The sequence below is a fragment of the Ruminococcus sp. AF31-8BH genome (assembly GCF_003460605.1).
Classification (GTDB): Bacteria; Bacillota; Clostridia; order Lachnospirales; family Lachnospiraceae; genus Blautia_A; species Blautia_A acetigignens.
In genome coordinates this window covers 19,241-40,749 of the sequence record NZ_QTVN01000022.1, presented here as the reverse complement: position 1 = coordinate 40,749, position 21,509 = coordinate 19,241, and the positions used below count along the sequence as shown (strand labels likewise).

24 protein-coding genes and 3 pseudogenes are annotated in these 21,509 nt (G+C 39.9%); all 27 read left to right on the top strand.

All coding sequences use genetic code 11. The features are described 5' to 3' along the window. Window positions 1-18: 18 nt before the first annotated feature. The 27 genes and pseudogenes from DWZ38_RS20050 (at window position 19) to DWZ38_RS19925 (ending at window position 21,196) form a co-directional block, all read left to right on the top strand. Window positions 19-2,364: a LuxR C-terminal-related transcriptional regulator gene (locus DWZ38_RS20050; RefSeq protein WP_117854962.1), complete on the top strand. Its 2,346-nt coding sequence runs from the start codon at window positions 19-21 to the stop codon at window positions 2,362-2,364. 44 nt (window positions 2,365-2,408) lie between these two features. Continuing rightward, window positions 2,409-3,755: a hypothetical protein gene (locus DWZ38_RS20045; protein ID WP_117854959.1), complete on the top strand. Its 1,347-nt coding sequence runs from the start codon at window positions 2,409-2,411 to the stop codon at window positions 3,753-3,755. Window positions 3,756-3,767: 12 nt separating this feature from the next. Next, a complete protein-coding gene (locus DWZ38_RS20040) occupies window positions 3,768-4,328 on the top strand; it encodes a hypothetical protein (protein WP_117854957.1) in 561 nt (186 codons plus the stop codon). Window positions 4,329-4,388: 60 nt separating this feature from the next. Further along, window positions 4,389-4,958 carry a hypothetical protein gene (locus DWZ38_RS20035; RefSeq protein ID WP_117854954.1) on the top strand — a complete coding sequence of 190 codons (570 nt, stop codon included), beginning with the start codon at window positions 4,389-4,391 and terminating at the stop codon, window positions 4,956-4,958. Window positions 4,959-4,975: 17 nt separating this feature from the next. Continuing rightward, on the top strand, window positions 4,976-5,839 hold the full coding sequence (locus DWZ38_RS20030; RefSeq protein WP_117854951.1) for a hypothetical protein: 864 nt from the start codon (window positions 4,976-4,978) through the stop codon (window positions 5,837-5,839). Between the two features lie 157 nt (window positions 5,840-5,996). Continuing rightward, complete coding sequence (locus DWZ38_RS20025; RefSeq protein WP_147343040.1) at window positions 5,997-6,500, top strand: hypothetical protein; 504 nt, start codon at window positions 5,997-5,999, stop codon at window positions 6,498-6,500. Then, a complete protein-coding gene (locus DWZ38_RS20020) occupies window positions 6,497-7,252 on the top strand; it encodes a hypothetical protein (RefSeq protein ID WP_117854946.1) in 756 nt (251 codons plus the stop codon). The genes DWZ38_RS20025 and DWZ38_RS20020 overlap by 4 nt, the downstream gene beginning before the upstream one ends. A 74-nt stretch (window positions 7,253-7,326) precedes the next feature. Then, complete coding sequence (locus DWZ38_RS23700) at window positions 7,327-7,815, top strand: transposase (RefSeq protein ID WP_347520243.1); 489 nt, start codon at window positions 7,327-7,329, stop codon at window positions 7,813-7,815. Window positions 7,816-7,857: 42 nt separating this feature from the next. Next, a complete protein-coding gene (locus tag DWZ38_RS20015) occupies window positions 7,858-9,009 on the top strand; it encodes a transposase (RefSeq protein WP_330385756.1) in 1,152 nt (383 codons plus the stop codon). 535 nt (window positions 9,010-9,544) lie between these two features. Continuing rightward, window positions 9,545-10,003, top strand: coding sequence for a GNAT family N-acetyltransferase (locus DWZ38_RS20010; protein ID WP_118111050.1), 459 nt, complete (start codon window positions 9,545-9,547; stop codon window positions 10,001-10,003). A gap of 47 nt (window positions 10,004-10,050) precedes the next feature. Next, window positions 10,051-10,455, top strand: coding sequence for a hypothetical protein (locus DWZ38_RS20005; protein ID WP_004853444.1), 405 nt, complete (start codon window positions 10,051-10,053; stop codon window positions 10,453-10,455). 68 nt (window positions 10,456-10,523) lie between these two features. Beyond that, entirely contained in the window at window positions 10,524-10,709 is a 186-nt protein-coding gene (locus tag DWZ38_RS20000) for a DUF6219 family protein (protein WP_117854944.1), read from the top strand. Then, complete coding sequence (locus tag DWZ38_RS19995) at window positions 10,664-11,107, top strand: LytTR family DNA-binding domain-containing protein (RefSeq protein WP_117854941.1); 444 nt, start codon at window positions 10,664-10,666, stop codon at window positions 11,105-11,107. The genes DWZ38_RS20000 and DWZ38_RS19995 overlap by 46 nt, the downstream gene beginning before the upstream one ends. Continuing rightward, window positions 11,104-11,574, top strand: a complete 471-nt coding sequence (locus DWZ38_RS19990) for a DUF3021 domain-containing protein (protein WP_117854938.1) — start codon at window positions 11,104-11,106, stop codon at window positions 11,572-11,574. Before DWZ38_RS19995 ends, DWZ38_RS19990 begins: the two co-directional genes overlap by 4 nt. Window positions 11,575-11,670: 96 nt before the next feature. Continuing rightward, entirely contained in the window at window positions 11,671-12,504 is an 834-nt protein-coding gene (locus tag DWZ38_RS19985; protein WP_117854936.1) for an ABC transporter ATP-binding protein, read from the top strand. Beyond that, entirely contained in the window at window positions 12,505-13,296 is a 792-nt protein-coding gene (locus tag DWZ38_RS19980; protein ID WP_117854934.1) for an ABC transporter permease subunit, read from the top strand. 148 nt (window positions 13,297-13,444) lie between these two features. Then, window positions 13,445-13,740: pseudogene (locus tag DWZ38_RS19975) on the top strand (nucleotidyltransferase domain-containing protein); the annotation flags it as partial. Then, on the top strand, window positions 13,721-14,461 hold the full coding sequence (locus DWZ38_RS19970; RefSeq protein ID WP_117854931.1) for a class I SAM-dependent methyltransferase: 741 nt from the start codon (window positions 13,721-13,723) through the stop codon (window positions 14,459-14,461). The pseudogene DWZ38_RS19975 and the gene DWZ38_RS19970, both read left to right, overlap by 20 nt. A 37-nt stretch (window positions 14,462-14,498) precedes the next feature. Next, window positions 14,499-14,992: pseudogene (locus DWZ38_RS19965) on the top strand (HD domain-containing protein). A gap of 62 nt (window positions 14,993-15,054) precedes the next feature. Then, window positions 15,055-15,297, top strand: a pseudogene (locus DWZ38_RS19960) (GNAT family N-acetyltransferase); the annotation flags it as partial. Window positions 15,298-15,444: 147 nt separating this feature from the next. After that, window positions 15,445-16,209: a methyltransferase domain-containing protein gene (locus tag DWZ38_RS19955; RefSeq protein WP_023924069.1), complete on the top strand. Its 765-nt coding sequence runs from the start codon at window positions 15,445-15,447 to the stop codon at window positions 16,207-16,209. 152 nt (window positions 16,210-16,361) lie between these two features. Then, on the top strand, window positions 16,362-17,096 hold the full coding sequence (locus DWZ38_RS19950) for a MerR family transcriptional regulator (protein WP_004612415.1): 735 nt from the start codon (window positions 16,362-16,364) through the stop codon (window positions 17,094-17,096). Between the two features lie 77 nt (window positions 17,097-17,173). Beyond that, the gene (locus DWZ38_RS19945; protein ID WP_004613237.1) at window positions 17,174-17,497 is read left to right on the top strand and encodes a hypothetical protein; all 324 of its coding nucleotides are present in this window, start codon (window positions 17,174-17,176) and stop codon (window positions 17,495-17,497) included. A 277-nt stretch (window positions 17,498-17,774) separates the two neighbouring features. Beyond that, the gene (locus DWZ38_RS19940) at window positions 17,775-19,115 is read left to right on the top strand and encodes an MATE family efflux transporter (protein WP_117854928.1); all 1,341 of its coding nucleotides are present in this window, start codon (window positions 17,775-17,777) and stop codon (window positions 19,113-19,115) included. A gap of 22 nt (window positions 19,116-19,137) precedes the next feature. Further along, on the top strand, window positions 19,138-20,469 hold the full coding sequence (locus DWZ38_RS19935) for an MATE family efflux transporter (RefSeq protein WP_117854925.1): 1,332 nt from the start codon (window positions 19,138-19,140) through the stop codon (window positions 20,467-20,469). A 16-nt stretch (window positions 20,470-20,485) separates the two neighbouring features. Next, window positions 20,486-20,674: a hypothetical protein gene (locus DWZ38_RS19930; RefSeq protein WP_330414948.1), complete on the top strand. Its 189-nt coding sequence runs from the start codon at window positions 20,486-20,488 to the stop codon at window positions 20,672-20,674. A gap of 111 nt (window positions 20,675-20,785) precedes the next feature. Further along, the gene (locus tag DWZ38_RS19925) at window positions 20,786-21,196 is read left to right on the top strand and encodes a LysE family transporter (protein ID WP_278286633.1); all 411 of its coding nucleotides are present in this window, start codon (window positions 20,786-20,788) and stop codon (window positions 21,194-21,196) included. Window positions 21,197-21,509: the final 313 nt, after the last annotated feature.

The following is a 21,509-nucleotide window of genomic DNA, read 5'->3' as shown; positions in this document are numbered from 1 at the left end:
AAAACAAAGGAGGGAAATATGCAGAAAATAGTCAAATTTACTGATGATAAATATATATGCCCTCAAAAAGCTATTTGCAAATTTCGCTCTGCCAAAAAACTTCGAACACCGTTATACCTGTATGGAGTTACAGGCATCGGAAAGACTTCTCTGGTTATGCACAATTTGAATATGAAACGCTGCAGCTATTACAGTGCATCAGAAACAAGTGCAGACCAGATTAAAATAAAAGAACAATCTGCGGAATACACAGTAATACTTGATGATCTTCAAAATCTCACAGATACAACAGAAAGAGAAAGTTATTTTGAAGTAATCTGCAAATTACTGAGCTTAAATAACGTATGGCTGATCCTGATCGCCAGATGTCCGTTTCCGAGATGGCTTCTTCCACTTCGGACGAAATACATATTTGCCGAAATCGAAGAAAGTGATTTTCTTCTTTCATTAGATGAGCAGATTACATATATAGAACAATATGATATTCATCTTACCCGGGAAGAACATCAGAAGGCATGGAATCTGGGCGGTGGAAATGCGTTATCTCTTTTATTTTTTGCAATGGAAAAAGGAAATCTGGAACTGACACAGAGACGGCAGTGGGATTATCTGGAAACCCATGTATACGATCAGTGGGATTTGGAACTGCAGGAGTTTTTTATGGACATGTCCATTGTAGAAACATTTACAGTCAGACTTGCGTCCATGCTTACAGGACGAAGTGATGTGGAGAAACTGATCTTTCGGGCTGAAGAAGTTGGAAACTTTTTTGACATAAGAGGAACCGATGGAATCTGGAAATGCAGATGGCCTATGAGGAAATCCATGCAGCAGAGACTACGGAGGAAGAGAAGCATTGAGCAGATCAACCATCTTTATTATGTAGCTGGCTTATATTATGAATTGGAGGAAAAACCTCTTGAGGCACTTTCCATGTATGAAAAATACAACGACATGGAAAGCATTTCCAGACTTTTGATCTCCAATGCACGTAAGAATCCTTCCAGTGGACATTTTTATGAACTGCGGAAATACTATCTGAAACTGCCGGAAGAACTCATCTCGGGAAGTCCGGTACTTATGGCAGGAATCAGTTTGCTGCAATCTATGCTGATGAATATAGAAGAAAGCAACCGCTGGTATCATCAGCTGGAAAAATTTGCAGAAGAACACTCAGGTAGTATGAAAAAAGAAGCTCTCAGCAGGCTGCTTTATTTAAAAATAGCACTTCCTCATACTGGCACAGCGAACATGATCGATCTGCTGAAAAATGCAGACCTGTTAATTCATAATAAAAAAGCAGTTCTTCCAGAGCTGTCTGTGACCAGCAATCTTCCTTCTATGATGAACGGAGGAAAAGATTTCTGTGAATGGTCGAAACGGGACACAGAACTGGCACTTACGATTGGTAAACCGGTAGAATTTGTTCTTGAAAAATATGGAAAGGGCCTTGTATATCTTGCTCTTGCGGAGAGCTATCTGGAAAAAGGAAAAGATATTTTTGAGATTTTTTCAAAGGCGGAAAAAGGCCGTATGGATGCAGAACGGGGGGGTATGCTGGAACAGGTTTTTGTAGGAACAGGAATCCTTGCATGGCTGTCTGTTTTGAAAAATGATGCAGATGGCGCACTTGTATCTCTTGATGCATTGCGTGATCGTGCGGAAGAGGAAGCACCGAATCTGATTTCCAATATTGATGCTTTTATTTGCCGGATTAAGCTGTATCAGGGTGAAGATGTTTCAGACTGGATGAAACAGGCACCAGATGAGAATGCGGAATTTTGCACAATGGAACGTTTTCGATATCTGACAAAAGTGAGAGTATATATTTCTCTTGGAAAATTGGAAGCAGCTTATTGCCTGCTGCAGCAGCTCCTGCATTATGCGGAGATTATGAAACGCACCTATATTCATATGGAAGCGATGATCTTGCTTTCTATTGTTCAGTATAAACTGGAACAGAAGCAGTGGAAGGATACTCTTCAAACCAGCATCAGTCAGGCGGAAGAATATCATTTTGTGAGAATATTTACTAGGGAAGGAACAGCACTTCTTCCAATGTTTAAAAAGTGCGAATTTATATGGAAAGACAATAGTTATCGAAACCAGATCATGTCAGAATGCAGACAGATGGCTAAATCATATCCTTCTTATCTGGCTTCCAGAAACAATATTGTTTTAAGTGAACATGCGCTGGAGATATTAAAACTGCAGTCAGAAGGTAAGTCGTCTGCAGATATAGCAAAAGAGCTGAAAATTTCAGAGGCAACAGTGAAATACCATAATAAAGAAACTTATCGGAAATTTGGTGTCAGGAATAAAGCAGCAGCAATTACAGAGGCCAGAAAGCGGAAGCTGATCTGAGTCAATGCCCGCTTTAGCGCAAATGGCGAAAAGAGGATAACGATATGAAAAAAGAAAGCAAAAATCGGTTCTGCTTCAAAAAAGCCAGATGGATACTTGCGGCTGCAGCAGCACTTAGCCTGATTTCCGGTACAGTGTCTGCAGCCGAGACTGAAATGACGAAGCAATCAACAGAGTCGGAAACACAGACTTCGGAAGCGGAACCTTTCCAGTCATCAACAGAGCTGCCGGTTGAGGAAGAAACAGAGGCTCCAGTGGAAACTCCGACTGAAGCTATAACAGAGACGCCAGTGGAAGCTCCGACTGAAGCTATAACAGAGGCTCCAGTGGAAACTCCGATTGAAGTTATAACAGAGGACTTTGTGGCAGTTCCGAATGAGAACGAAACAGAGATGAAGGAACCAAATGGGGATGAAAATGAAACATTTACGGAGCCGGTTACGGAAGATTCCACACAAACCCCGGCAGAAATGACATTTGACCTGGCTACAAGAGTTTCTTTGGGAGTGAATCAGCTGAAACTCAAAGACGGGCAGCAACCGTTCGCACGATCATTATTTTCGGAGGATGAGATCAGGCAGGGGGGACATGGAAATGTGCTGATATACGCTGACCTGCTGGATGATCTTTTGAAGGATGAGCAGGAGAAAGCAGAAGAACAAAAACTCTCAGAAGAAGAAAGAAATTCCCTGAAAGCGGAGAATGCTATTCTGGAACAGTGGGCAGAAAGTAATGGATACACTGTGGAGCAGTATTTTTCTCTGCGTCTGTTCAGGCAGAAAAATGATGAGGAACCTTTGAGAATTGCAGAAAGCCAGGAAATGCTTTCAATGATTATGGAAACAACCGATGTACAGGCGCAGATGGAAGACAGGGTACTTGTCTGTGTCAGGGATGGGCAGGCAGTAATCTGTGGTGATGCAGACAGCCGTGAAAATATCATTGCCTTTGATACCGGAACGTTTGGAACCTATGCTCTTGCTTCCCGTTCTCTGATACCGGAACCGGATACAGAAAGTGAGGATTCCATTGTAATGGAATTGTCTGGGCTAAATGCTGTTTATCATCCGGGTTCCAGAGGTCAGTGGAATCCAGATACACATTGCTATGAAAATGCGACGTCCGGGCAATGGACTTATGAAGAGGGAGAAGGGAAAGTGAGTTTCACAAATAAAGGAAATGAGGATGTGACACTTATTCTGTCTTATAAGCCGTCAGAATCACACAAGGAAATTACCGGAGTATTCAAGGACCAGAAAGGCGAAACAGTTCAGAAACTTTCCATTTCTGCCGAGAATACGGCTACGGTATACCTTAACCTTTACGGGGAACCAGATCCGGGAATAAACGGTGAGGTGATCGGAACGGTATCTTATGAACAGGCCGGGTAAGGAGGTGATCAAGTGGGAAAACAGTCCGAAAAAAAGATATCTGCAAATAGGACAAAAATAATCATTACTGTACTTCTTGTTGTTACATTTGTTGCATTAGCAGTGACAATCTGGGCGTTATTTTTCAGGAATACCGGTCCGGCACTTGCTCCTGACTATGCACCACAGAAAGAAGAAGAATATGCAGAACCTGTAACAGGTGATTCAGAAGAAAAGATGGAGGTATCTAAGGGCGGGGGAGCAGTCAGTATGGTTTATCAGAAGGAAGTACATATTTCACTTTCTGATAATAAGGCAAACCTGATGTTTCAAAATCCATCGAAATCAGTAAATGATATTGTGCTTCAACTTGTTATTATCAGTGAAGATGGAACAGAAACTGTGATTGCCCAGTCCGGAACTCTGTCACCCGGATATAAAATTGAACAGCTGGATCTGATAAAAGATGCAGCAAAACTCTCTGTGGGAGATTATACAGGAAGATACAATGTTCTGTATTATGATCCGGATTCAGGGGAGAAAGCAGTCCTGAATGGAAATATCGAAGGAATCAAAATTACAGTGACTGATTAAGCGAAAACATACTTCAAAAAGAAGATGTAATAAAATGTTTTGCAGAAAGGAAGAAAAGCAATGAAGAAAAAAGCATTAACTCTTTGTGTAGCGACTATACTTGGGTTATCCTCCGGGACAGTAGCAATGGCGGCACCAATAAATTCAGCCGGAGGAACAGACCGCCATGCAGTATATGGAACTTATCAACCTGAAGGCGAAGTAGCAACAGTGTATGCCGTTGATGTATCGTGGGGAAGCATGGAATTCACGTATACGGATGGAGCTGTATCCAAAACATGGAATCCATCAACACACCAGTATACGGAATCTGTCGGAGAAGGAAGCTGGTCGAATCAAGATGGAGCGAACAAGGTGACAGTTACCAATCGCTCTAATAAGGCATTGACTGCAACTGTTGAAGCAGCAACGTCGGGTTCGTATACAGGTATCACTGCGAAAGTTGATAATGATTCTTTGAGTCTTAAGGATGCGTCTATTGGTGCGACAACCGCAGTAGCGGGTACTGCATCTACTGCGTCGACTACGATTTCTCTGTCAGGGGCATTAACAGATAAAAATGCAAATAAAGCAAAAATCGGTAGTGTAACAGTAAAAATCGCAGATGCAGATACAGCATCACAGGAATAAGAAGGAGGGCGGAAAGAATGATGAAAAAAATAATTGCAGCAACACTCGCTCTTACTTTGAGCATGTCTATGGGAAATCTTGTATATGCAGTAGAGGATAAATCAGCTGATATAAAAGCAACTTATCAAGCCGGGAAAGAAAACACAGATACTGTATATAGTGTTGATGTGAAGTGGGGAAGTCTGGAATATACATATAGTTCGGGCGTTACAAAAAGCTGGGATCCAACAACTTTAAAATATAAGGAAGCATCCGGTACAAGTTCATGGACTTGTCAGGAAGGGGCTGATCAGATTACTGTAACGAATAATTCGAATGCGGATATCACAGCTTCTCTGGCTTATGATAAAACTGACAGTAACATTACCGGAACTTTTACGAATTCTAAAATAGGATTAAAATCAGCAGAAGGAACAAACGTTGGGGAAAGTCCAAGTGAAACAACGACCTTGTCCTTGGAGGGGGCTCTTTCAGATACAAAAGCCGAAAAGAAAGAGATTGGCAATGTGACGGTGACTATTTCGGATTATGTTGGTACCTCCTCGAATTATAAGTGGGATGGAAATGGCGATATAAGCTGGGGATTTTTAAAAACTACATTGACAGATGGTGTATACACTGTAGAGAAAGAATGTACAGCGGATAATTATTCGGCTAGCATCTTCTATATTTATAATAAAGTAAATTCACAAGAAAAATATGTCATTAAAGATGGAACCATAAAGGCAGAGGGTACATATTCCCTGCAGAAGGTAAATAGTGGAAACGGAAGTTATGGTGTTTCTTTACCGAGTACAATGGCTTTGACTGGCAAAACTATCCGTCTCACGGTTGATTTGAGAAATGAAAATAATCCAACATTGACAGTAAAAGTTATTTAGACAATATGTTGGAGTGTGTTTGCTGGATAGAAAGCAAATTAAAATAGGCAGAGATCTGTGCAGGCTGAACGGTCTGTGCAGATCATCTGTGATATTTACTCCAAACCGCATTGTTTGAGGCAAATATGACAGATGATAATGTAAATGAGGGATTTTAATGAATAAAAATTGGAGCTTGCCTGTTGCCTGTATGGTATGTGTGTTGTCATTGTGTGCTATGGTACTGGCATTAATAAACAATGGGAAACAGGATGATGTTCGCTCGTTCTCACCACCGCCTTTCGAAAAAGCGGCGGTTAGTGGCATGCCGACAGTACCGGAGGACCTTGGATGGTCGGAAATCTATCAGGATGGAATGGAATTTAGGGCATATATCTGTGGAAATGTGATTGTGAAAGACGATGCAGCAGATGTTTATTTTACGAATTCAGAAGAATTTGATGTATGGCTGAAGCTTCGTGTCCTGACTGCAAATGGAACTCTTTTGGGAGAGACAGGACTTATCAGGCCTGGAGAATATGTAAAATCTGTATCACTTACTTCCGAAGTGGAAGATGGTACTGCAATTAAATTAAAGATTATGGCTTATGAGCCAGATACATATTACAGTGCCGGTTCGGTTACTCTAAATACAATACTCAGGGAAGAAGGGGCAGAATGAAACGGTTCGTAACATTTTTTCTGATCTGCATACTTACAGTATATTCAACTACGATATGCTATGCCTGGAACTCTGCCCTGACAGGAGAACAGAGTCAGACAGATTTTGGCATTTATGCAATTTATATTGCAGGAGAAACAGAATATTTAACATCACCTGTCAAAAAAGGGAAAGCTGAGATTCAGTTACCGGATGGCAGAAGGATTGTGGTCAGTGGAGTTACAGACAATAGCCTGACGCTGGTGGTCTATCCGATAACCAGTCAGGATACAGAGGCATGGGAGTGGTTTGCTGCATGTCTGGAAGGAAAGGGGAAAAACATTTCACCATTTGAAATCTATTTTACAGATAAAAAGGGAAACAGAATAGCGGTGGATGGAGTGACAATTTCTTTATCGGATGCGTTGAAGAATTCTTCTGCTTTTTCTTTAAACAGCAATGGGACTTTGAAGACATTATCTGTGCAAAGCAGAGATGGACAGATAAGTTTTCAGGCGGATGGCAGTTACTATTATGTGCTGGCAGAAAAAACAGAGCAGGATATTCCAAATGAACCAACAACACAGCCAACACAAACAGGTGCAGATAATAGCACAGATGTGAATCATGCTGGAAGTGGAGCGGCTTCTGGGGCAAAAACAGGAGATGACACACCGTTGGAATTATATATGGTTTTATTGTTTGTGGGCTTGATAACTACATCTATAGCAGGACTTTGTAGGAAAAAGAATTATGTAGCCAAGCAAAAATAGTAAGTATCGACTAATTATTATATAACGACTTTTTTGAGCTTGGGCAACAGAAAATGAACTTTAGTTTCTTCGAATTGAATTTACCCGACGACGATCCAGTCTATACCCTGAAAAAAGTGATGGAGGATTTAGATTTTTCTGGTCTGCTGGCCAATTGTTCAGATAAGGGAAGAACCGGGTATAACCCAATTATGATGTATGCTGTAGTTACTTACGCAAACATGCGCGGGGTACGTTCTGTTGACCGTATTGTAGAATTATGTGAAAGAGATCTGGCTTTTATCTGGCTGACCCGTGGGCAGAAACCAAAACGGGACGCTTTTTATGAGTTTAAAGGGAAAAAGCTGACCTCTGAAATACTGGATGACCTTAATTACCAGTTTTTGCGCCGGCTTCAAAAAGAAGGCCTTGTTACACTGAAAGAACTTTTTATTGATGGGACTAAGATTGAAGCCAATGCAAACCGTTATACATTTGTCTGGCGTGGTACGATCAATTACCATCTGGCTGGTCTGCTAGATTCTATTGAACTGAACTTTGCCAGGTATAATATATTTTTGTAAGAGAATGGTTATGGGCAAAAGTATGATATAGGGAATGCACAGATGTTAGTGATCGAGGGAATGGATAAAGTCCGCAGTGTAATAGAAAAGAACCGTAAACGGAAGCTGTCAAAGCATAAGAAACTTGCAAATAATACAGTCATTGAGATTGATAACTGCTCTCCTCTTGAAATCCTGAAGCTGCAGAAGAACCTTAATACGATTGCCACTGGAGAAGGGATAGAGTTCGTTTATGGAAAAGGAAAAAGAAAACCTGAGATCCAGCAGCTGTATGAGGAACTGGAGCATCTCGGCCAGCGTCTGATGGGATATAAAGAATGCTTCGAGATCATGGGAAAAGACCGGAACAGCTATTCCAAGACAGACCTGGAAGCTACTTTTATGCGGATGAAAGAGGATCATATGCTGAACGGACAGTTAAAGCCGGCGTACAACGTACAGATTGCCGTGGAAAATTATTTCATCATTCACGGTTACGTAAGTAATGACCGGACGGATTACAATACCCTGATCCCAGTCCTGGAAAAGCACCAGCAGGTTTTTGGCAGCATCCTGGAAGAGGTAACTGCTGACAGCGGATACTGTAGTGAGAAAAATCTGCTTTATTTAAAAGAAAAAGGGATAGAAAGCTATATAAAACTGCAGGATCATGAAAAACGCAAAACACGCGCATATGCCGAAAATATCAGTAAATATTACAACATGAAGGTCGAAGTATTTGAAGATGAGCAGTTCTATATCTGCCATGACGGACGTGAACTGCGTCACATAAGAACGGAAACCAAAGAGCAGAATGGTTATACCCAGACCTTTGAGGTGTACGCCTGCGCCGACTGCAGTGGATGCGAACATAAAGCCCGCTGTCTGTATAAATATAATGCCGAAAAGGATGCTGAGAAAAACAAGGTAATGAAGATCAATGAGCAGTGGGAAGAACTGCGTGAAAAATCCCATGCAAACATCCAAAGTGAGCGTGGGATCCTAAAACGGCAGACACGTTCGATCCAGACAGAAGGACATTTCGGTGATATCAAAGAAAACGAAAACTTTAGGCGTTTTAATTACCGTTCTGCAGATAAAGTGTACAAAGAATTCATGTTGTATGCAATCGGAAGGAATATAAATAAATACTGTCGTTTTCTCAATGAAAAACTAAAGAAGTTTGAGGGAAAAACAACGGAAAAAACAGCCTGATCAAAAGTGCGGCTGTAAAAATCCAGACAAGGGATTTTTGCGGCCAAAAATAAATTTCATCTTTTATAGAAAAAAAGGATCCCTCGCAAGGTAGAAAGCTAACAAGCCTTGCCCTTGCTGGGATCCTTTCAATTACTACTGGGGATGCCGGAATTTGCTATTAACCGACAGCCCCTTAATATCATTCAATCAATCCCTAATTAAAAACTCAGAAGCATTTCAATCAGTTCACCATGTCACTTTTATTTTGTGTTATACTGTTTTATATGATTTTCTTGCCCTTGTATTTGCCCTTATCAGAGTTCGTAAACACTGATGGGACGATATAACACAAGGGAAACAATAAGGGAAAGCTCACCTGCGATAAATCCAGTGTTTTCAAGGATTTGCGGAGAATTTAATAACAAAATATAACAGCTATTAAATCTTTTAAAACAGGTGAAATCTCAATCGGAATTTTTGAGGAGATAGATATAAAATGACCTTCCAATTAGTTTGTATAGAACCAAAAGAATTAACCCAATACAAGGCGGATATGCAGGAAGCATTTCAGAAAGGTTTTGAAGATGCTTTTGGGAAAACAGATGCTGTTATTCTGCCTGAAAAGGACATTGACCAGTCGCTGAATGCGGAGGGTTCTGCTGTCTATAAAGCCGTTGTCGATGGAGAAATGGTGGGCGGTGCTGTTGTTATTATCAATGAGAGTACACAGCATAACCATCTTGACCTGCTTTTTGTAAAGAACGGAGTTCAGAGCAATGGTATCGGTAAGAAGATATGGTTTGAATTGGAACGAATATATCCGAACACGAAAGTATGGGAAACCTGTACGCCGTACTTTGATAAGCGCAACATTCATTTTTATGTGAATGTCTGCGGCTTTCATATTACAGAATTTTTTAATGAAAAACATCCTATGCCGGATACACCGGACGATTTTGTCGGTGATGGCAATGAGGGAATGTTTGCGTTTAAGAAGCAAATGCGTTTATGAAATTCCAGTTTTTGAAACTGAGAAATCGGTATTTAAGGAGGTCTTGTATGAAGAAAATCGTATGTACAATGCTATGTATTATGCTTTTATTTGTTTTGAGTGCTTGTGGTGGAGATGTCAGTGAAGTAAAAACTCATAATGTTGAATCTGAGAGCTATTCAGAAGAGGATATTAAAGCCGCTATTGACACAATAAAAAAGGAGTTTAAGAGTGACTGGAAAGGATGCACTCTCACAGAAATTTACTATGCCGGAGATGACTGCACGAAAGATCATAAAGATTGGGCAGACAGAAACAATGCAGATGAAGTCATTGTTTTATTATCTTCATTCGATGTTGATTCATCTGGTGGAGACGGGTCTTTGAATCCAAATAGTACATACAGTGATTGGAAGTGGATTTTAGTTAGAACAGATGGCGGAAAGTGGCAGCATGTTGACCATGGATATTAAGTCAAATTCAAGTTTGTATATATCTTTTAAAAGGTATATTTTTAAGAAAAACGGCAGGAGGTATCTGAATGAAATCACATAAATATTGGTCTATCGGTGCACTGATTACAATGCTTGGAACTTTTTATACAGGTTATAAGGGATCAAAAGAAGGCCATAAGTACTTTGCAGCAAGTTCTTTGCTTTGCATGATTAAGAAAGGAGTTCTATGCGATACACAATTAATAAGATTAATAAAGGCGAAGATGAGCTGATTTTAAATTATAAGGAGAAAAATCCTGAGGTTGAGGCGGTGTTGCTTTTTATGGACAAACGTCAAAGAAAACTAATTGGACGAAAAAACGATGAGACAATTGTTTTTACACCGGAGGAAATTCTGTATATAGAAAAGGTGGATAATAAGACATTTGTCTACACAGATGATAATGAAATTCAAGTAGAGATGTCATTATATTCAATCGAATTATTTCTAGACGATGAGAGTTATTTCCGCTGTAGCAAGTCGATGATTATCAATGTAAACAAGGTGGAAATGCTAAAAAGTATGCCGTCGAATAGGATTGATGCAACACTTGTCAGCGGTGAGCATATCATTATTTCCCGTACATACGCATCGGATTTTAGGAAGCTTCTGAAAGGAGAAATGGCATGAAAAAAAGTTATAAGAAAAAAGTATCCCTCTGGGAAAGGTATCTTACAAAGGAAATTGGAATCGAGTTTAAGGCATGTCTTTATTTTTTCGGAGTTCTTTTTTACTACTGTACATATCGGCTCTGCATTGGGGTGACTGTGGCAGAAATACTGCATATGGCGGAAATGATTTTTTTGACCTATGCAGTTGGGTATCTTCAGGTTTATGTACTTTGGAATTTTGATGAGTCAGATGAAATAAGCAAGAAGGAACTGCTTGGTATAATAATCTGCACAATAATATATACGGCAGTGTCATACATAGGAAAATGGTTTGATAGAAATTCTTATGTGACTTTGGGGTTCACTGCCTATATTGTATTCGTATATATTTGTACTTATCTGGTATATAAATGCAGGCGCAGAATTGATGACAAAATATTGAATTCTGATTTAAAATTATTTAAAACAAGGACAGATAATAAATAGTGCAACTTAGAGTTGAAAAAGTGTCACTGATGGGTACAGTTATTGTGCCCATCTTTTTTATGTACTATTCTATCATCAAACGGAGGTACATGAGAAATGAAAGATATGATAACGATTCAAAATTTAACAAAAACTTATGGAAAACACAGAGGTGTGGAGGATGTAACATTCTCGGTTCGGGAAGGCGAAATTTTTGGGTTCCTTGGACCGAACGGTGCCGGAAAATCAACGACTATTCGGTCAATGCTTGGATTGATAAAGTATGATCAGGGCGAAATAAGAATCAATGGTCTTGACAGCGTAAAGGACAGAGAAAAAATCCTTGCAGACATTGGCTATATGCCAAGTGAAGCATGGTTTTATCCGGGCATGAAAATCAGGGAAATACTGAAGTATTCGGCAGCAGTCAGAAAGGTTGATTGCACCGATGAAGCAGAAAAACTTTGCGACAGACTTCAGGTGGACGTAAAAAGAAAAATCAATGAGCTCTCACTTGGGAACAGGAAAAAGGTCAGCATCATCTGTGCAATGCAGCATAGACCAAAGCTTTTTGTTTTTGATGAACCGACCAGCGGACTTGATCCTCTGATGCAAAATGTTTTCTTTGAGTTGATTCAGGAGTATGTGAATGAGGGTGCGACCTGTATGCTTTCCACACACGTTTTATCGGAGGTGAGAAATCACTGTACTCGTGTGGCAATCATGAAGGAAGGAAAGTTGGTTGTCACAGATACCGTCGATAATCTTTTGAGCAGTCGGTCAAAGAGAATCAAAATGATACGGGATGGCGAAAAGCTTGACTATATCTATAAGGATAACCTAAACAATTTATACAAGGAACTGGAAGGACATCATATCGAGGATATTATTATCGAGGAACCGTCCATAGAAGAAGTATTTATGCACTATTATTTGAAGGAGGAAAAATAAATGCCGGTAATATTAAAAAACGAATGGAAATCAGGTTGGAAAAGTCTTTTGATATGGGCGCTTTCCGTGGGTGGAATGGGGCTCATCTGCATCATTTTATATAAGGGTATGGAAGATAGCATGGCAGATATGGCAGAGAGTTTTGCAACAATGGGCACGTTTTCTGATGCTTTTGGAATGAGTACACTCAGTATAGCAACATTAAAAGGATATTTTGCCACAGAAATCGGAACGATTCATGCACTTGGAAGCAGTATGTTTGCAGCTTCCATCGCCACAGTAATTCTTTCAAAGGAAGAAGATGGGCATACTGCGGAATATACGTTTACACTTCCGGTTTCACGGGGCAAGGTAATAGCAATGAAGTTTTTTGCAGTGCTACTAAACCTTATTTGTTTTACATTGATTTGTGGCATGCTTTATGAAGTCGGGTTTGTTTTTCTTGGAGAAACGGATTTTGGAAGCATATTCACAGAGTGTATGTTTTTTCAGTTAATGATGAATATCGAAATTGCGGCTATTTGCTTTGTGATCTCTGCGGTAAGCAAAAAGAACAGGTTAGGAATTGGAATTTCAGTTGCCATGCTGCTGTATGTGTATGATTTGATGGCAAGAGTTGTTCCTGATTTAAAGGACGCTATCTTTATTTCGCCGTTTTCCTATTCAAATGCGACATCAATTTTTGCTGGAGAATCAAGGGATTGTGTTGCTTTGATTTTAGGGACGATAATGATTGTGATTATGACTGTGGGAGCTGGTATGATTTACGCAAAAAGGGATCTCGCTTCATAATGATTAGATTTTAGTTGCTTGTTTTCTGATTTTAAATAAGAAAAAATTGAGCTGTTTCTCTACTTTGCATAGGTAGTAAATATAAGTTCTGTGTTTATGATATTTTTATAGGACAATATGAAGTGCCCCACATTTATAAATAAGGTGTAAATTCTTTGCAGGCCATGTTTTTCGTATTATTTCATGCTTAAATCAAGTACTATTTGCATGCAATAATGCTTTATTGCATTAATGAAAAGAAAGCTATAAAACTGCTTGAAACTTTTGAATATAAACCTAAAAAATATGCCGAAAGGGTAAATCATGTTTTTGAAGTACTCGGTCTTTCAATTTTTAAATGCTACGATATGACCGAGAAGCTTTATAAAGAAGTGAAAAAAATTGCAACGGAGATAAATAACTTTTTAAACGAGGGGGAATTCAGATGAAAGAAAACAAATATGACGATAATATATTTTTTCAAAAATACAGTCAAATGAGTCGCTCACAGCAGGGACTAGCCGGTGCAGGAGAATGGGAAACATTGAGAAAGCTGCTGCCGGATTTTAAAGATAAGCGTGTGCTTGATTTAGGATGCGGCTATGGATGGCACTGTATTTATGCGATGGAACACGGAGCGTCTTCTGTTGTAGGTGTTGATATTTCTCATAAAATGCTCGAGGTAGCCAAAGAAAAAACACATTTTCCACAGGTTGAATATAAATGCTGTGCTATAGAAGATGCGGAATTCCCAGAGGAGAGTTTTGATGTAATATTAAGTTCACTTGCGTTTCACTATGTAGCAGATTATGAGATTTTAGTAAAAAAGATATATAGAATACTGAAGTCTGGTGGTAAGCTAGTTTTTACGGTTGAACATCCTGTTTTTACTGCCTATGGAACACAAGACTGGCATTATAACGAAAAAGGAGAAATACTGCATTTTCCGGTGGATAATTATTATTATGAGGGCAAACGGGCAGCTGTGTTTTTGGGAGAAAAGGTTACAAAATATCATAGAACACTGACCACATATCTAAATACACTGCTTTCAAATGGTTTTATAATAAATCATATTGTGGAGCCGCAGCCGCCGGAATACATGATGGATATTCCGGGGATGCAGGATGAAATGCGCCGTCCCATGATGCTGATTGTATCGGCGAACAAAAAAGTGGATAGATAGAACTAAAACACCTATAAGGTATAAATGGAGGTAATTTATGTTTAAAGAAAAAATTATTATAGAGATGAAAGAAGTATTCAAAGAAATTCCTTTTGGCATAGAGCATACTCTCAAAGTTTTGAAAAATGCAGAAGATATAATGAAAGGAGAAAATATCGGAGAGGAAGAAAAAGAATTCATCAGTATTATTGCTATACTACATGATATTGGTGCGGTTGAAGCACAAAAAAATACGGTTCTATTGATGGTGTCTATCAAGAAAAGGAAGGACCAGAAGTAGCGAAAGAAATATTAAAAAAGGTAGGCTATAACAAAAATATTGATAGAATATGCTTTATAATAGGCAACCATCATACTCCATCTAAAATTGATGGACTTGATTTTCAAATACAATGGGAAGCTGATTTGCTTGAAAATTTAACGGTTATGGATAAAGAAAAAGAACAGGAAAAGATAAAAAAGTGTATAGATGAAAACTTTAAAACAAACACAGGAAAAAGGATAGCTTATAATCGCTTTATTTTAGATTAGTAGTAGATTATTACAGTTATGTATTTTATATCGCAAAGAAAAAATAGTAGTTAAGTTTAACCCTAGGGTTAAATGATGAATATGTTGAGGGCATTTTTGTTTCTGGTGAAATGCAATCGCAGGGTCTAGGTAAAATTCTGCTGAATTATGCAAAGGATAAAAGGAATAAGTTGTACTTGAACGTATACCAAAAGAACGCACGGGCAATATCTTTTTATAAGAGAGAAGAATTTGAGATTCAGCATAGTGGCTTAGATGAGGCTACCGGAGAAAAAGATTATGTAATGACATGGCAACACAAATAGAAATTCAAGTTTGCAGAACTGACCCAAAAGAGCTCGAAGGAGCTCTTTTTCCTTTTTTATAATAGTATCATTATGGTATAATAGAGACATTAAAATCGAAGTTTGTAAGGAACAGAAACTTTGAAGTTTACAGCGAGGTAAAAGTTTATGAATAACTATAATGAAGTGAAAAAATCATTTGGTACACAAGCAGAGAAATTTGCTTCATATCATATGTCTAAGGCAGAATATACCGATTATTTGATTCGTAGTATTCAGGCAAAGGGCAATGAACATGCATTGGAGGTTGCTGCTGGAACCTGTATATGTGGAAGAGCAGTGGCTCCTTATGTTAAGGACATTACTTGTTTGGATTTGACAGAAGCAATGTTGGAGCAGGGAAAAAAACTGGCAAAGCAAGAAGGTATTCAGAACATATCATTTGTATCGGGGAATGCGGAATGCTTACCTTTTGAAGATGAAACATTTGACCTTGTGATTACAAGACTTTCATTGCATCATTTTGTTGAGCCTGAAAAGCCTTTTCGGGAGATGCAACGAGTTTTGAAAAAAGGTGGAAAACTTGTTATTTGGGATATGGTAGCGACTACAGAAGAATTGCGTGAAACTAATGACGCTATTGAAACGATGCGTGATAACTCACATACAAGAATACTTAGCAGAGAAGAATTTGAAGCATTGTTTGAGGATGCTTTTGAGCTTCAGCTTGAAGAAACAACACTTGTTCCTGTAAATCTACAAAGTTGGATGGATTTGACAAGTACACCAGAGGATATTCAAAAAGATATTATTGATAAAATGGAATACGATTTGAATGGTGGAGATAAAACAGGTTTTAATCCCTATATCAAGGAGGGACAAATATGCTTTGACCATAGGTGGTTATTGCTGATTGGAAAAAAGGAAAACTAATCCCCATTTATCAAGAAAAAGAAACTTTCAGTTTGTATAACAGGAAAATTTAAATTTATCAAGCTGTTAATTTTGAAAATTTCTTTGAAAAACTATTGACTCCTACGCAACGTAATAGTTTACGATATGTTTATCGAGAGGAGGAAATGACAATGATGACAGTGAATGAGGTAAGTAAATTAACAGGAGTGAGTATACGCACTCTGCAGTATTATGATACCATTGGTCTCTTAAAACCTATTGAATATACAGAGTCAGGTTATAGGTTGTATGACGATACATCCTTGGAAAGGCTGCAACAAATTTTACTGTTTAAGGAATTGGAATTTCCGCTTAAGGAGATTAAAAAGATAATTGATGCCCCTAACTTTGACAGGAACAAAGCATTAGAGCAGCAGATTGAATTGCTAACTATGAAAAAAGAGCATCTTGAAAATCTTATTAGTTTCGCTCGAGGAATAAAAGGAATAGGAGTGAAATATATGGATTTTAAAGTATTTGATACAACAAAGATTGATGAGTATTCTAAACGAGCAAAAGAACAATGGGGACAAACCTCTGAGTATAAGGAGTTTGAAGAGAAAACAAAGAACTGGACGAAAGACGATGAAGCTACTGTTGCAAATGAGTTTATGCAATTATTTGTTGAATTCGGACAAATGAAAGAAATGGACCCAGAAGATGAACAGGTGCAGTTGCAGGTAAGGAAACTTCAGGATTACATTACAGATCATTTTTATACATGTTCTGATAAGATTTTATGCGGTCTTGGAAGAATGTATGCCGGTGGAGGAGAACTTACGGAAAATATTGATGATGTTGGAGGAGTTGGCACAGCAGAGTTTGCAAGTAAAGCTATTGATATATTTTATATGAGCAGAAGGTAAATTCAAGTTTGGAGAATTGAGAAAATCGGAATTTATCAGAAAATGAGGAATAGTTGAAATGGAGGCGCTATAATAACATGAAGATTGAAGGGAACCAGAAAGAACTGGATGCAATGGTAGAATTTCATAAGGGAAACCGTGTCGAGGGGCTGAGACTGCAAGAAGAATTTGCAGCGGAATTTCGTAAGGAGTATAAAGACAAAGATCACTGTCCTTGCCTGAAAGCCTGTCGTTATCACGGAAACTGTAAGGAATGTGTAGCAATCCACAGAGCACATCAAGAACATGTTCCTAATTGTATGCGACCATTGATTAATAAAAAATTGAAATTGATGTCAGAATTAACAGAGCATACCTTGGCAAATGAAATAGAAGCTCCACATGAGATTTTAAGAAAATAGGCAAGTCAAATTCAAGTTTGCAGAACTAATAGAGAAATAACATATAAAACAATAAATATGCCACCACAATTCCGTAATGATTAATGCTTGAAAGTCTCCTGAAAGAATGCTATAATACTGAGCGTAAAATTTGAGTGGACTTTTCCGGATTCGGTCATCTTTTTGCCACACAGCTATCTTGTGATAGCCGTGTGGCTTTTTTGTTGTCTGCATACTGGAAAATCTGGCAGAACGGAGGATGGAAGCTGCCGGACACTTTGTGGAGAGGAGGGAAAGTATGCAGACCAATAATAAAATGGCGGTCGCTCCTGTTGGAAAGCTCATCTGGCAAATGTCGATACCGCCGCTGATTTCCATGTTCCTGCAATATTCCTATAACCTGATAGACAGCGCGTTTGTGGCGCGGTTGAGTGAGAATGCATTGACCGCTGTTTCTCTGTCATTCCCGATTACAACATTGATGAATGCAGCGTCTATCTGGATCGGTGTCGGCGTGAATGTGCTGATAGCAGGGTATCTTGGACAGAAAAAGCAGGATGAGGCAAATGCAACTGTCACACATGGATTGTTACTGGCTTTTGGAATAGGTGCTTTGCTCAACCTTATGTCATTACTGATTATGAAACCCTATTTTCGGGCATTCACCAATAATGAAGAAATTTATCAGCTGAGCATCGCCTATATGAGTGTGTGCTCCTTCATGCAAATTCCCAATATGGTGCATATCGCCATCCAGAAGATGATACAGGCCACCGGGAACATGGTCGCTCCCATGTGGTTCCAGATTGCGGGCGTGGTCGTTAACTTCGTGTTCGACCCCATTCTGATTTTTGGGATTGGTATTTTCCCGGCTATGGGAATCCGCGGCGCTGCGGTAGCTACCGTTGCAGGCTATCTGCTGTCCATGATTTTGGCATTTGCTTTACTGCTGGGCAAAAAGCAGAAAGTGCAGGTAAAAATCAAAGGCTTTCATTTGAAAAAGCAGATGATCTACCGTATTTTTGCCTTTGGCCTGCCATCTTTTATCATGAACGCCCTCAGTTCGTTTGTGGTGACCTTTGTCAATCTGTTTTTGGTGGCGTATTCCGATACGGCGATCGCTTTCTTCGGCGCATATTTTAAGGTGCAGCAGCTGATTGTTATGACGGTAAACGGCTTGATTCAAGGCTGTTTGCCTGTCATGCGGTTTAACTACGGCGCAGGCAACAGCGAACGGCTGCATTCAGCTTTCCGATATGGAACTGTTTTGGTCACCGGCATGATGATACTGGGGACGTTGGCTGTCCTCCTCTTTCCGGCGCAGATTCTGGGATTGTTTATGGCGTCGGAAGCCATGCGCTCCTTTGGAATCTCCGCCATGCGGATCATGGCGGCAAGCTATCTGTTTTGCGGCCTTTCTACGATGATTTCCACCTATTTTCAGACCACAGAAAAAGTAGGGTCCAGCATGGCAATCCAATTATGCAGGCAAATGCTTTTCCTTGTGCCTGCCCTGTGGTGTCTGGACAAATTGTTCCAGCTGAACGGAATCTGGCTTGCATTTCCGGTTGCGGAAACCGCCACTTTGCTCGTTGCACTTGTGATGATGGCATGGCATCGACGCAAAAATATCTCATAACGTGTTTTGCGAAGGAGGAATTATGAACGACACTTTCATGAAAGAGAAACCGATATTGCCGCTGATTTTATCCATGTCCCTGCCGATGGTGTTATCCATGCTGGTCAACTCCCTCTACAACATTGTGGACAGCTTTTTTGTCGCGCAGATCAGCGAGGAGGCTATGACGGCATTATCATTGGTTTACCCGGTTCAAAATTTTATCAATGCTGCCGGAATTGGATTTGGCGTTGGGATCAATGCAGTGATCGCCTTGTATCTGGGCGCGGGGGATCACAGAAAAGCGGATCAGGCAGCCACGCAGGGACTTGTGCTTGCCGTGATTCATGGCGTTGTTATGACAGTCTGCTGTATTACGATCATGCCGGTTTTCCTGCGGATGTTCACTTCATCCGAAGCGGTCATTGAACTTGGCGTCCGCTATTCTGTCGTTGCGTTCGCCTTTACACTCATTGTTACCGTCAGCATGACGTTTGAGAAATTGTTCCAGGCAGTAGGAAACATGAAAACGACCATGATAAGCCTGATGTGCGGGTGCATCACAAACATTGTCTTAGATCCCGTTCTGATTTTTGGCTATGGACCATTCCCGGAAATGGGAATCGAAGGCGCTGCGCTGGCGACCGGCATCGGACAGGCTCTGACGCTGACGATTTACCTTGTAGTCTATCTTGCGCGGCCAATTCGCGTGCATATCCGCAGGCAGTACATTCTCCCCAGCAAAAAGATGGTAATAAAGCTGTACTCCATTGGCATTCCCGCAACCCTGAATCTCGCGCTTCCGTCTCTTTTGATTTCGGCGCTCAATGCGATTTTGGCGGCATATTCCGAAGTGTATATTCTGGTTTTGGGAATCTATTACAAATTGCAGACATTTGTCTATCTTCCAGCGAATGGCATTGTGCAGGGGATGCGCCCCCTGATCGGCTATAACTACGGCGCGGGGGAACACCAACGGGTCAGCCAGATCTTTAAGATCGTTTTGTGCATGAGTGGTATCATTATGGTGTTTGGGACAGTAATATGTCTGCTGATCCCCGGACAGTTGATGGGGCTGTTTACCCACACAGAAGCGACGATTCAGGCCGGGGAAACCGCCTTACGCATCATCGGGGCTGGGTTTATCGTCTCGGCGGTTTCTGTTACATCTTCCGGCGCATTGGAGGGACTTGGGAAAGGAACTCCCTCCTTACTGATTTCCCTTTGCCGGTATGTAGTGGTCATCATCCCGGCTGCGTTTTTACTCAGCAGGTTTTTCGGAGCGGTTGGCGTCTGGAATGCGTTTTGGATCACGGAAGCGATTACTGCGATCATTTCCCTTGTCATTTACCGCAAGGCAATCACAGGCCCGTGACGGCGGCCCGAAAGGAATGAATGCCTATACTATTTCAAGTGGCATTTTCCCGAAATATTTGAATGGAGAAAATATCATCTCCGTTCCGCTTGCAGAAAATGAAACAATGCATATTGGATATGTGCTGAATGAAAATCAGGAATTAAATGAACTTGGAAAAAGCTATCTGGAAGAATTATGGAAATATGCTCCAGCCAATCCATAGTCGTATGCTATGGATAATCATATAAAATAGGTGTTATGTATGTACCGCTGTTTGCTGATATAATAACAGCAGAAAGGTGGTTGATGATTATGCCTATGGCGGTACTGCGCAATTTTTGTATATGGGGTTAATTCTTTGCTTCTAAATGTAATGGAAGTGCTGAAGTACATCGGAGCAGCCTATATCCTGTGGCTTGCGATTCATATTGCTTTTAGTAAGCCGTCAACAGAAAACGCAGAGCAATCGGCATCGTTTCTGAAAGGCTTCATGCTGCAATTTGTCAATGTGAAGATCTATATGTTCGGAGTTACCGCACTAACGGGTTATGTTGTAGGATATATGTCCTCTTTTCCGGCTTTGCTGTTTTTTGAGCTGGTTATTGCAACAATCGGAACGATCGCAACCTGTACTTGGACTGGCTTGGGCGCACTGATTCAGAAGTTTTATCTACGGCATTTCCGTGTTATTAACATTATCCTTGCACTAACATTACTGGAGTGTATTTGGGGAATGTTAAGATAATTGTTGCTTTGAGAGCAATTCTAATTAACAAATTCAAGTTTGTTGAATTAAAAATGAAATAAAGTTCCAGTAATCATAGAGTGTATGGATTCAATTCCATATGCTCTTTTTCTTTACTTAATTTCATGAAAAATGTAAAAATCTAATGTTACGAGTTGCATTAAAGAAAACTCGTAAGAAAAAAGTAAAAAAATTTGCTTTTGACCACTGTAAAACAACCTCTGAGCGTTTCGTTATATGAAGGAATAATTTTTCTTTCATATTTCAAAGAAAAGAGGATAAAGAAATGTTAGAGAAAAGATGTTATACAGTA